Annotated in this window: 9 protein-coding genes; 6 read left to right on the forward strand and 3 right to left on the reverse strand. The window is 37.1% G+C overall.

Annotated features, from left to right (window positions below):
- Positions 1 to 305: 305 nt before the first annotated feature.
- Together ABH968_RS13210 and ABH968_RS13215 are read left to right on the forward strand one after the other, a co-directional pair.
- A complete protein-coding gene (locus ABH968_RS13210) occupies positions 306 to 983 on the forward strand; it encodes a hypothetical protein (protein WP_370044563.1) in 678 nt (225 codons plus the stop codon).
- On the forward strand, positions 983 to 2,239 hold the full coding sequence (locus ABH968_RS13215; protein WP_370044565.1) for an efflux RND transporter periplasmic adaptor subunit: 1,257 nt from the start codon (positions 983 to 985) through the stop codon (positions 2,237 to 2,239). Before ABH968_RS13210 ends, ABH968_RS13215 begins: the two co-directional genes overlap by 1 nt.
- A 221-nt stretch (positions 2,240 to 2,460) precedes the next feature.
- Here ABH968_RS13215 and ABH968_RS13220 read toward each other — a convergent pair whose 3' ends face one another.
- Entirely contained in the window at positions 2,461 to 3,960 is a 1,500-nt protein-coding gene (locus ABH968_RS13220; protein WP_370044733.1) for an S-layer homology domain-containing protein, read from the reverse strand.
- Between the two features lie 309 nt (positions 3,961 to 4,269).
- On the reverse strand, positions 4,270 to 7,329 hold the full coding sequence (locus ABH968_RS13225; protein ID WP_370044566.1) for an S-layer homology domain-containing protein: 3,060 nt from the start codon (positions 7,327 to 7,329) through the stop codon (positions 4,270 to 4,272).
- Between the two features lie 506 nt (positions 7,330 to 7,835).
- Here ABH968_RS13225 and ABH968_RS13230 point away from each other — a divergent pair.
- The 3 genes from ABH968_RS13230 to ABH968_RS13240 are packed head-to-tail and all read left to right on the forward strand — an operon-like array spanning position 7,836 to position 10,753.
- Entirely contained in the window at positions 7,836 to 8,099 is a 264-nt protein-coding gene (locus ABH968_RS13230) for a hypothetical protein (RefSeq protein WP_370044568.1), read from the forward strand.
- A 37-nt stretch (positions 8,100 to 8,136) separates the two neighbouring features.
- Entirely contained in the window at positions 8,137 to 9,561 is a 1,425-nt protein-coding gene (locus tag ABH968_RS13235; RefSeq protein ID WP_370044570.1) for an MBOAT family O-acyltransferase, read from the forward strand.
- Between the two features lie 10 nt (positions 9,562 to 9,571).
- Positions 9,572 to 10,753, forward strand: a complete 1,182-nt coding sequence (locus ABH968_RS13240) for an alginate O-acetyltransferase AlgX-related protein (RefSeq protein WP_370044572.1) — start codon at positions 9,572 to 9,574, stop codon at positions 10,751 to 10,753.
- A 204-nt stretch (positions 10,754 to 10,957) separates the two neighbouring features.
- Here ABH968_RS13240 and ABH968_RS13245 read toward each other — a convergent pair whose 3' ends face one another.
- A complete protein-coding gene (locus ABH968_RS13245) occupies positions 10,958 to 11,962 on the reverse strand; it encodes an acyltransferase family protein (RefSeq protein WP_370044574.1) in 1,005 nt (334 codons plus the stop codon).
- Positions 11,963 to 12,130: 168 nt separating this feature from the next.
- Between ABH968_RS13245 and ABH968_RS13250 the strand changes: the two genes are divergently transcribed.
- Positions 12,131 to 12,418: a hypothetical protein gene (locus ABH968_RS13250; protein ID WP_370044576.1), complete on the forward strand. Its 288-nt coding sequence runs from the start codon at positions 12,131 to 12,133 to the stop codon at positions 12,416 to 12,418.
- Positions 12,419 to 12,554 lie beyond the last annotated feature (136 nt).

Consider the following 12,554-nt stretch of genomic DNA (forward strand, 5'->3'; position numbering starts at 1 on the left):
AGTTGGTCACTCAGTCATTGCCACAAGACGTGGCGTTCTTAGACTGAGTTCCTCTATTTCAGCGGATGTTTGGACACCCGCTGAAAAGTGACTTAAAACCACATTCATCTCACCACCTATAGAGGTGGGAGACATCTGTACCTGTCGCTACGCTTTCGGTACAAAAGACATTTGCTGAAAGAAGTTAAATTTTCTCTTTTTCGAGGGAAATTAATGAAAAACTCAGCATTTCTACTATATTATTTACCAGTAATTAGGTGTATACTACAACTTTACTATTTAATTTACGAGAAAGGGAGCTATATATGTTTTATCACTATAAATTTTGGCACAGCTTAATGCATCCCACTAACTTTACCCAAGCTGTTGAGCAAGGAGAAATAAGAGGCTATAAAAAGCGATCTTTCACAGTTTTCATGCTCTTTATGCTACTATTTGTCATTCGTGAGTTTTGGGGCATGGGTACTGAAAGCTTAACAACATTATTTGCATCGAATCATCCAAATGAATACTATACAGCCCGTTTATTATCAATGGTTGGGGTTATTGCCTGGGGAGTTATCTATTATTGCTTCCATTATTATGGCGTTACATACTTGTTACATCTATTAACAGACATTCCATACAAATGGATTCAGAAGGTACAACTTTATGTAATGGTATTTTTACTTATTGAAAAGACAATTTTATTTGCCGTGTTTTATGCAGTTGGTTACACTACAAACTTCTCCTTCTTCTCACTTGCACCTATAGCTCAGCAAGTAATTGATACGGATTTTGTGCTATTTGCTATCAATCAACTAACCGTAGCAACTGTATTAACAGTTATTGTGCAATACACGTTCCTTTCAAAATGGGAGGAATGGTCAGATCGTAAGGCATTATTAGCAAAAATTATTGGGCTATATGTGGTAATGGCTATTTTTATCGGAATGGTTAGTGCGTTACCACTACAAGAATGGATTACAAGGGGGTTAGGATGATGCGCTTTATTAAATCCAGACCTTGGACAAGTTTAAGTATTATTGTGATAGCGATATTAATTGGTGTAAATGCTTATTTTGTATTTAAGGATGATAGTAAGGTAGCAAGATCCTACTTTATCGGTGAATTTCAAAGAGCTACTACTGGTGATCGTGTAGAGACGGTGGAAAAGGATGCGATTGTTGCTCCAACACAAACCTATACAATTTCAGCAGATGCGAAAAGTCTTTCTGCAATAGATGTAACACGTGGACAGGAAGTACATGCCAATGATTTACTAGCTACCTATAAAACAGAGGAAGTTGACGGTGAATTAACAAAGCTTGAGGCTGAACGCACTGCTTACGAAACTGAATTAAGTGATTTAGAGTCTGCTTTAGCGGAGATAGAATCTGAATACGGTGGAGGCAAGGACCCGAAAAGCTCTATTAATACCGACCAAATTAGTGAGAAGTTAAATGTCTCTGTTAAATTTGAATTAGGTCAGCAAACTTCTCCATCAACTGCAGTGGCGATATTAAACCGTCACATTGCCGAGACCAATCGTCAAGTAGCATTAATGGATGCACAAATAGGCCAAATTAAAGCACGCCAAGGTGTTATTTGCCCAGTAGATGGTGTAATCTCAAAAATCACGGAAGAAGCTGGCGCGGTAACATTTGAAATTTATTCATCTGAAAAGTCTATGCTTGCCTACTTATCCGAGGATGAATGGCAAAAGGTTGAAGATGGCCAAACCGTTAGTTTTAAACTGCCACATAACGACAATGATCTATCAGGTACCGTAGTTCAAAAACAAATGATCCCAGCAAATAATGAATCACTTTGGGCAAATGAACTAGCTAAGTCTGCAAAACTACCAAAGCCTACAAGCTATGAGGTAATATTGCATCAAGATGACATGCTTGAAAAGATTCCATTTTCAACTGTTGGTAAGGCTTCTATTACCGTAAATGAGGCATCCAACGCGCTTAAAGTGAATTCCGCATGGGTGAAGTCTGGAAAGAATAATAAACATAGCGTTTATACTTTAGATGAAAATGGTAAAATACGCCTTGAGAATATTGAGGTTGCCTTTAAAACGGCAGATTCTACTATCTTTACAGGCTATATGGATGCTGGAACACCTATTATTGTAAATGAACAACGCAATATTTTAGCACGCTCCTTCCGTTCAATACCTCTTAAAAAAATCGAGTGGCGAAATTTTAAAGAGATCGGTTGGAAAGACTATGTGAAATATATCGCCTTTTAGCATACAAAAACCTCCCCGAAAAAAAATTGGGGAGGTTTTCTGTTGTTGGCGATTTTTTTATGTTTATCAGCGATTTACCTGGTTTTATCAGCGATTCTTCGATGTTTATCAGCGATTCACCTGGTTTTATCAGCGATTCTTCGATGTTTATCAGCGATTTACCTGGTTTTATCAGCGATTCTTCGATGTTGACCGGCGATGTTCTCTGTTCTACCGGTTTCTTAATTAAATGATGAATTCTCCATTTGTTCTTGTGTCACTAGTTCATAGTTCATTGCTGTTATACCACTTACTCCATAGACCATGCCATGTACATATAGTTTCTCGCCATTTTCACCATTCAGACGGACAGAAAACATAGAATCACCTTTTCCGACTCTTTTTACAGTTACGCCATCTGCTGAAAGCTCGACATCAACTATTTTATGATCATACATTGCACCTGTATATTGCTCAATTTTGAAATCTTTCACCTTAAAGCCAATTTCACTTTTTGGAATGAGCACACTGTTTTTTTCAACCGCTGACGTTGTATACAATTCATAGCCATCAGATTCTGCATGGATGCCTACACGTACCGAATGTCCTTTATTATCAGATAGAGTCGCAATATAGTCACCCGCTTGCGATAACATCAGCACATAGTTACCGCCTTTAGGAATCGCTTCTTCCTCCCAGCCATCAAATTTAAATGGCTTATAGCTGAAAACTTTATCACTTACAGCATGACCAGCAGCTGTAGTTAGCTGAATATTTTTCGGATTAAAGCCTAAATCTTGCTCTAAAAACAGCGCTGAGCCTGGTGTAACTTCATCTGTTGGCTGACAGTTAATTTGTAATTTTCCATCTACTTTTGTTACAACAATTTTATATTTTTGCATTTCGACTATTTCATAATTTTCTTCATTATCGATATTGTAGGCAATAAGCATGAAATAGCCCGATCCCTCTCTTAGCGCCTCAATCTTCACATCATTATTTGTTCGAAGAATGTGGAAGAATTCATTCTCTCCATCTGCCGCTAGATTGTCAGTAGAATAAGCATCAATATTAGTTGAATTAAGCTCTCGTGCAGTAAATGTTTGGATAACTCGTTTAGCCTGCATAGCTTCAATTCGATGAATAAATAACGCAAGCTGCGAACGATTGACAGTCTCTTTTAAACCAAAAGTAGTTGGTGTAATACCCTTCGTTATATTATTTTCAAACAATGGAGCAACTGCGTAATAAGCATCCGAATATTTTTCAATATCCTTAAATGGTAATGTCTGACCAACTTCAATAGATTCTAAATGATATGCCATTGTTAGCATTCGCGCTAATTGTTCACGTGTAATCGCTTGATTGACACCGAAGCTTCCATCTGCAAACCCTGAAATAATCCCTTCGCTTTCCAAGGCAGCGATTGCCCCATAATATTCGTCGCTCGGCTTTACATCAGTAAATTGTGGATCCGTTACATTTTTAGTATCCAACCCTAAAAGACCTGCCAAAATCTTCGATGCCTGTCCACGCGTCACATCAGCGAATGGCTTAAACGTACCATCTGCAAAACCTTTAATAATTCCGCGTTCAGCTAAATCCTTTACCGCCCCACCGTATTCCTTCGTGTAATCAACATCAGAAAATTTATCTGTTGCCTGCGCAGTTGGTACTACTACAATAGCACTCGTCGCTAGAGCAGCAACTAATGCTCCCTGAAATAAAGTATGCTTGTTCATCACCAGCTCAACCCCTTAACATATTTTGTCTATCATACTATTATAATACGTTTAAGGAAATCTAAATATTTCATAATCTACTATTGTTATGTATTCTTGAATATGTTGTTGAGCCTTTCTCCATGTTTTACTACAAATAGAAATAGCCCTAACATCTGTATTAAATGTTAGGGCTATAACTTCATTACATATACAAAAAATTACGGAGATTTCTCTCCATCAAAAAGCCTTGTGACCATAATGAAACAAAAAGTTTCATCTAATCACAAGGCTAAGTTACTAGTAAACTCGTTTATAGCGCAACGCTATTTATTGAGCAACAATAGTTACTTTTAATTCTTTAGTTGCGTTACCTACTTTAATTTTTAATGTTACTTTAGCTTCTGTAACACCTGTATTTAATGTAGCTGTTGCAGCAGCAGTACCGTTACCAGTAATTTTAACATCTGTTACTTTTTCAGGAACGATTGTAACTGTGTCTGCAGCAATTGTTTGGATTTCTTTGTTACCGTATTGGTCAACAGTTGCAACGTTTACTACTGCAGGTGCATCACCTGTAGATTTTAAGTCTGCTACAGTTGAACCAGATACTAATGTAGCTTCTGTAATAGCTTTAGCTAGCTTGTAATCAGCTGTTGTTTCTGATGCTGTAAAGAAGAAATCTTGCGTTTTTTCAGCGTCAGCTGAAACAACGAATTTTTGTTCTAAGATTTCACCAGTAGCATTAATTGTTACTTTTAATGTGAATTCTGTATCTACTTTGTTAGCTGGTGTAGCTGAATCTGTGTTTAAAGCTGTGTCAGCAATATTTACTTTACCTGCAGTTACAGCTTGTGGTGCAGGTAATTTACCGCCAGTTACTGTCGCAGTATATTCGTTAGCTTCAAGTGCAACTTTACCACCGTTTAGTAAACCGTTAATTGTAACATTTTTATCTGTTGCTACTTTAGTTTTACCAATTTCAGCAATTTCATAACCGTTGTATTCAGTACCATCAGTTACTTGTACTTTTACTTCTACAGTAGAATCAATTGTGCCATTTGGAGTTACAAGTGCCACATTTAATGTTGCAGTACCGTTTTTAAGAGCAGTTACTTGATTTGCATTTACTGATACTACATCTGAAGTTCCAACTAATGTTACTGTTACAGGAGCTACAGAGTTTTTCATTTCACGACCATATTGGTCTTCAATGATTAAGTGGTCTTTCGCTGTAATTGTAACAGGAGTTTGAGATGTTGAAATTACTAAAGGATTTTTAAGTCCACGAACAACAGTTGGTACTGCTTTTGCTTTTACATCTACAGTAATAGTAGCAACTTTGTAAGTTGCAGTTTGGAATACTAATGCTTGTGTTCCAGCAGTGTTAAATGTTGTTTTGTAGTATACTTGGCCGTCTTTTACTTCAAGAGCTGATTCAGCAACTGGAGTACCACCAACTTTAATACCTTTGTTAGCATCAGCTAACACTTTTTTGTTAGTGATTACATTGCCTTCTTTATCAGTAACTGTTAATGGGATTAATGTAGATTCTTCAGCAACAGCGATTTCTGGTTGAGAAACAGAGATAGCGTTAGTTGTAGCAGTTTCTGCAACTTTAACAGTATATTTAGCTGATTGACCGTTAGTTGTTGAAATTAATAATACATCAGTATCACCAGCTTTTAAGATAGATGATAATGCAACTACTAATTTATCTTTATCGCCAATTTTAACTTTTGAAACAGTGTCAGCGATTGTTAAGTTTGTAGTGTTTGTGTTTGTAATTACTAAACCTTTTGCTTTAGCAGCGTCTGTAATTTCTTTACCATATTGATCTTTAAGATTTAATACGATGTATGCATCAGAAGCTTTAGAAGAATCATTTAAAGCTACTTCTTCACCTTTAGCGTTATAAACACCAGCTACTTCAATAGAAGAAACTGTAGATTCAGCAGATAATTTTACAGTTTTTGAAACTGATGTACCTGTAGCAGAATCAAATAATACTACTGGTACTAAATCGCCGATTTTTTTGCCTTCAACAACAGCACCTGATAATTTAACTACACCTTTAGCTGAATCAGCAACTACAGTTGTGTTAGCATTATCATTTGTTTTTAAAGAAGTTGATTTTGTAATATCTGTACCATATTGATCTTTAACTACATAACCAACAGTTGCAGTAGTACCAGTCTCGAAAGTACCGTCAGTTTTAACGGCTTTGTCAACTACAGCTACTTCGTCTAAGATTTCAATTGAAGTTACTTTTTGAGCTTCAATTTTAACATCGCTAGTTAATACTTTTTCAGTTAAACCAGATACGTTTACAGTGTAGTCAGCTGCTTGGAAGTTTGTAGCACCTACTAATTGAACTGATTTTTTGTCTTCAGACCAAGTAAGAGTTACGTTTTGTTTGAAAGTACCGCGTAATAATTCAACTGCAGCTTTAGAAGTATCTTCTATAACTTTATTGAATTTAACTTCGATTGTTTTAGCGTTAATAGCTTTTACTGATTCTAATTTAGCTTCAGCTACTTCATATGTAACTACAGCTGAATAAGATTTACCTTCAATTTCGAACTCTACTTTAGTTTCTTTGTTTTCTGGAAGAGCAGTTTCTAATTTTACAGTATGTTTTGTATCATCAGAAAGTGTTACGTCTAATGTTGTTGCATCTACAACTTTAACTTCTTTAACAGTTAAAGGTGCTTCTTCACCAATGTTAGTAATTGCACGGTTTAAGAATGATGCAAATTGACCGCGTGTTAATGAGTTTTTAGGATTGAACTGTTGTACATTTTTAACGTTTGTAATACCAGCATATTCTAATGCGATGATTGCTTCACGATTTTCTGTAGCTGTAGCTTTGTCTAAATCAGTGATAACAGATTCGAAGTCTTCATCCGCTTTGTATTCAGCTACTAAATCTACGTTATAAACAGTTTTGATAGCACGTACTAAAACAACAGCCATTTGCTCACGGCTCATGTTATTAGCTTGCATTAATTGGTTGTTTGAGCCTTTAAATACGCCAGCATCTTTAACAAGTGCTGCATATTGTAATAACTCTTTGTCAGGTGTTGTTGTTGGTAAATCAGAGAAACGAGCTTCTGTTGCATAGTCTGCAGGAATTTCGTAATTTTCTGACACTAACCATTTTCCTAAGAATTTAGTTACATTACCACGAGTAACTACAGCATTCGGTTTGAATGTACCATCTGGGTAACCAGTTACGATTTTAGCGTCTGCTAATGCTAAAATAGCGTCCTTGTGGTCAGTGTTTTCAATATCAGAAAAGCTTGCTGCGCTTGCTGCTGGTACGATTGCTGATGCTACTAGGGCTGCTGAAGCTGCGCCTACAACCCATTTACTATATTTTTGTTTCATATGAAATTACCTCCTAGATAAATTAGCCAATATATATGGCTACGACTTAATTATAAGAGTACGAGATAATAAATTTCAAAATGAAATACCTGGAATGAAAAATGTGGTAACACCTTAATTTTAAAGGGTTTTAAACCATATTTTATACAAATGTTGTTGTTGCTACCATCCTGAAAATTAACATACAAACCTTACTGCCACAAGGAAAATATACCATATTACCCATGTCGTTTTTACCATCCAAGTTTCAACAAAATTCGACTTTTAAGCAATAATTGATTAAAAACCATTAGTGAACAATTCGTGAATTTACGTTACAATAAGGTAGGTAATTTATTCTTGTATTTCCTTGATTATTATATAATTTCCCAGAAGTTTCATAGATTATAAGTTACTAGGAGGATTTCATAAGAAATTTTTCGTTCATAAATTGACTTGTAGATTGGCACTTTTTAATCAGTATTTTGGAATTTTATCAGCGATTTTCTTGGGGTTATCGACGATTATTGGCTTTTATCAGCGATCTTCTCGAGGTTATCAGCGATTATTGGCTTTTTATCAGCGATCTTCTTGATGTTATCAGCGATTATTGGCTTTTTATCAGCGATCTTCTTGATGTTATCAGCGGTTTTTGCGATGTTATCAGCGATTCTGGCTTTTTATCAGCGATTTTCTTGATGTTATCGGGGATTCTCAGCTTTTTATCAGTGATTTTCTTGATTTATCAGCGATTCTTAGCTTTTTATCAGCGATCTTTCGCAATACAATAATGGATAAAACAATTATTAGAGATGAGGATTTGAAGGAATGGTTTTTAGTAGCCTTATATTTTTATATGTCTTTTTACCATTAGTGCTCATTGTGTACTTCATCTCTCCGAAGATGTTACGCAACACAATTCTACTTTTGGCTAGTCTGTTTTTTTATGCATGGGGTGAACCGAAGTATGTACTATTAATGATGATTTCCATTTTGCTCAACTATATTTTGGGGATTGTCATTGAAAATACAGTTTCGCAGTCCAAACGAAAAGCGCTACTTTGGCTCGTTATTGCGAGTAACTTAGCCATCCTAGGCTATTACAAATATGCCGGCTTTTTTGTGGACATTATTAACAACTACTTGGATAAGCCAATGGAATGGGAGGCTGTACCGCTTCCAATCGGTATTTCATTCTACACGTTCCAGGCACTTAGCTATGTTATCGATGTTTATCGAAAGGACGTAAAGGCACAGCGCAATTTTTTAGATTTATCACTTTTCATTACATTGTTTCCACAGCTTGTGGCCGGACCGATCGTTCGTTATCAAACGGTAGCTGAACAAATTAAAAAGCGTCTTTCTACAGCTGAGGATTGGATGATCGGTACACGTCGTTTTGTACAGGGCTTAGCTAAAAAAGTACTGATTGCGAATCCGATGGGCGAAGTCGCCGACCAGGTTTTCAGCATATCAGGTGGTGATTTAACAACAGGTACTGCTTGGATAGGAATCCTAGCTTACGCGTTACAAATCTATTTTGACTTCTCTGGCTATAGTGATATGGCCATTGGTCTAGCACGAATTTTCGGCTTCCATTTTGAAGAGAACTTTAACTATCCGTACATTGCTCAGTCCGTAACAGACTTCTGGCGTCGCTGGCATATTTCGCTTAGCAGTTGGTTTAGAGATTATGTTTACTTCCCACTTGGAGGTAGCCATGTTAGCCATGAATGGAAACTATATCGAAACTTATTAATTGTTTGGACGTTAACGGGCTTTTGGCACGGAGCGAGCTGGACATTTATGGCATGGGGTTTTTATTACGGAATATTAATTTGCCTTGAAAAATGGGTGCTTTTAAAATGGTTGGAACGCATACCTCGTTTCTTACGCCATATTTATATTCTTATTATTGTTATGATCGGTTGGGTATTCTTTAGAGCGAATGACTTTACATATGCCTTTGGATTTATCAAGACGCTGTTTGGACTATCCGATGCGGCGCTGTATAATTATGAAACGATTTTGCTTGCAAAGGACTATGCCGTGTATTTTGTAGTCGCAATCATATTCGCTATGCCAATTTATAAACTTTATCAAACGTGGAGTGAGCAAAAAGCGACGACTTCCCTATCATTTGATTGGAGTCTACGCCTTGTACAAACAATTTACTATGGAGCATTGTTGCTCTTTATCACGATGTTTTTAGTGAACGCAACACATAATCCATTCATTTACTTTAGATTCTAGGTGGGACAACATGCGAAAAATACAAATGTATCTATTACCAATAACCTTTTTTTGCATCATTTTCGGTGGCTTCGTCGTGCATGTATTAACGGTAGATCGTCCACAATCTGAAATGGAAAACCGTGCGTTAGAATCTGCAAACCTTTCACCAAGCCTACACGAGATTTTTTCAGGGGCATGGTCGAAGCAAGTAGAAACATATATTTCCGATCAATTTCCTGCACGTGATACTTGGATGCGCAACTATGTTTACTTCCAACGTGCAATGGGGAAAACCTACTTAAACGATAAGTACGCAGTTGATGATAAAAGCGGCTGGATTATTTCCAAGCCCGCTGAAACAAAATCTGATAAAGAGCTTGCTTCCTTCGCCTCTGATTTACAAAAGCTAAGCGAAGGGCTAGCTGAAAAAAATATTCCGTTTACGTTTTACTCACTACCAGCAAAGGCGACTTACTCACGTGAGCCAAGCCCAGGCTATATGCCTGATGACGCTGGAATTGCCAATAATGTGCGCCTCCATGAGCTTGTTACTGCTGCAGGCGTAGACAATATTCGTCTCTACGATGAAATGAAGAACGACTTTTCTGCTGAACGTAACTTCTTCAAAACCGATCATCACTGGACAATACACGGTGCATACTCAGGCTATCAGGCGCTAATGAAAACAATGAGCGAACGACTCGGTGAATCCATTAAGCCAATTCCATACGAGGAAGCCAATACTTATTGCTTAACGAATAAGTTTGCTGGCTCCTGGAATAAAATTTTGTACATGACCGTCAATAACCACGATCAAATTTGCTACAACGAGCCTGCTTCATTCGCTACGCAATTTACAATTTACGACGGTACAATTGAGGGTGGAGTCACGGCTCCGTACGACGCAGTATACGGCCGTGCAAAAAAAATGAGTCCTGATGCAGTCGTCAACTATGCTGATGCCTATAGCCGAGACTTTGCAGAACTCACAATCGTCAACAATCATTATGACAGCGATAAACATATCGTCGTTATTAAAGATTCATACTTTAACAGCATTCAATTTCATATGGCAAGTCACTTTAAAGAGCTGACGATTTTAGACTTACGTTACTTGGATAAAGATGCTATCTCTTATCTACAAAGCATGCATCCAGACTACGTCGTACTTGCTTACAATGATCGTAATTTAAAATTAATGCCAGAGTAGCGATGATGCATATATCGATTTCTAACGGTGGGATCGTTGATGTTAGCGGCGGAGTTTGCTTTGCTAGCGGCGATACTTCAATCCTTAGCGGCGCAATTCACTATATTACCGGCGATACTTCAATCTTTAGCGGCGCAATTCACTATATTACCGGCGACAAAAAAAAAGCAGTGATTTCTTTCATGAAAGAAATCACTGCTTTTCCTATGTGGCACGCTTTTTTATTTTCCCAACTACCCACTGACTAAATGGAAGCATAGAAATCAACTTCGTCACCGTAATACAAACAACTATCGTCCACAGCATGAGCAATGGCACTCGGATTAGCGTACTATTAAAATGGTCCACAAACCATCCTGTTGATAGACGCAGAACCTCCCAATGAATGAGATAAATCATAAACGCATATCGACTCAGCACCTGAACCGTTTTCGTATAAGGTAGCGACTGTCCCCAAGCGATTACCAACAAGGTAATACTTATGACAAGCGGTACTAAATCCAGTCGTCTTGAATGCGTCTCCGTATAACCGAGTAGCATACGGATGTATAAAAAAGCACCAGATAACACGAACAACACAATCGTCGCGTAACGATACTTTTTCGCAAGCGCAGCAATCTGCGTATAATACACACCTAACGCATAAGCTATCGCAAAATAACCAAGCCAGCCCGTAAAGAGTATACGAAACATGATTGCATTCTCTTCAAAAAATGGATATGGCAATGCAATCACTGAATGATGAATAAGCGTAATCATCACACATAGCGGTAAAAACCAAGCCATAGACCACTTAAAACGTTTCATCAACGCAAAGACTATGTATAGCTGCATAATAACTACAACAAACCAGCCTACAAACTCACTATAAATGACATTGCGGACAAACTTTTCCCATAATAAGCCCTTGCGGAAAATTACCTCCACAAGTATTGAATCAAGCATTGCCCATATTAAATAAGGTAGAAAAATATATTGAATTCTATTCGACCAAAAGTTACTCGGTATTTTATCCTGATAACGATTCGCCAAAATTAAAATAGACAGCAAAATAAACGTTGGCGTCGCATAACATAGTACAATCCGTAAAAACAAATAAAACGTCTGCTCCGGTATTGCCCCAACCTCCATAATAATCCACGAAGAAGTGTGCAATAGTAAAATAGACAAACACGCTATCACACGTAGTAAATCCCACTCTTTAATCACTAAACATTCTCCTAAAACTTTTATATCTCATTTAAGTCTGTCATAGTTTGTCGATGAATGCAATGGTGATACTTGTAATCTAGTTTTCTATGCTATAATGATAAGAATTATTTTAAAGAGAGATAGATTAACAAAATAGATACATTTAATAGAAGAGAGGTGAAATCGATGGAGGAAGTTTTAAGCGAATTAAAGCAAATCAATCAACGTCTTGATTCAATCGAGAATCGTCTTGAGTCGGTTGAAAATCGTCTTGAGTCTGTAGAGAATCGTCTTGAAGTAGTAGAGTTTGAGCAGCAGCAAATCAAACAAACTGTTTTAGAAACGAACGAAAAAGTAAACCGACTAGCAGCCATTCAAGAAAGTCAGCACCGCATTATTGAACTATTATCAGCTCGCTCGATCCAGCATGAGGCTGAGTTGAAACGAATGAGTGATCTACAAGTTGTTGTTTGAAAAGTTCCTTCATAAGAATTCGCATAAACAAACGCCACTTCAAATTAAACTTTGAAGTGGCGTTTTGAGTACTCTTCTATATTAATAAGGGGGAAAGTAATATCACAAGTTTAGGTCACCATGTTAATAGAACATT

This window comes from Lysinibacillus sp. RC79, assembly GCF_041262405.1.
Lineage (GTDB): Bacteria > Bacillota > Bacilli > Bacillales_A > Planococcaceae > Lysinibacillus.

Bases quoted from the DNA above. Each gene is read 5' to 3' on its own strand.
- ABH968_RS13210 (WP_370044563.1), top strand. From the start codon at position 306: ATGTTTTATCACTATAAATTTTGGCACAGCTTAATGCATCCCACTAAC.
- ABH968_RS13215 (WP_370044565.1), top strand. From the start codon at position 983: ATGCGCTTTATTAAATCCAGACCTTGGACAAGTTTAAGTATTATTGTG.
- ABH968_RS13220 (WP_370044733.1), bottom strand. From the start codon at position 3,960: ATGAACAAGCATACTTTATTTCAGGGAGCATTAGTTGCTGCTCTAGCG.
- ABH968_RS13225 (WP_370044566.1), bottom strand. From the start codon at position 7,329: ATGAAACAAAAATATAGTAAATGGGTTGTAGGCGCAGCTTCAGCAGCC.
- ABH968_RS13235 (WP_370044570.1), top strand. From the start codon at position 8,137: ATGGTTTTTAGTAGCCTTATATTTTTATATGTCTTTTTACCATTAGTG.
- ABH968_RS13240 (WP_370044572.1), top strand. From the start codon at position 9,572: ATGCGAAAAATACAAATGTATCTATTACCAATAACCTTTTTTTGCATC.
- ABH968_RS13250 (WP_370044576.1), top strand. From the start codon at position 12,131: ATGGAGGAAGTTTTAAGCGAATTAAAGCAAATCAATCAACGTCTTGAT.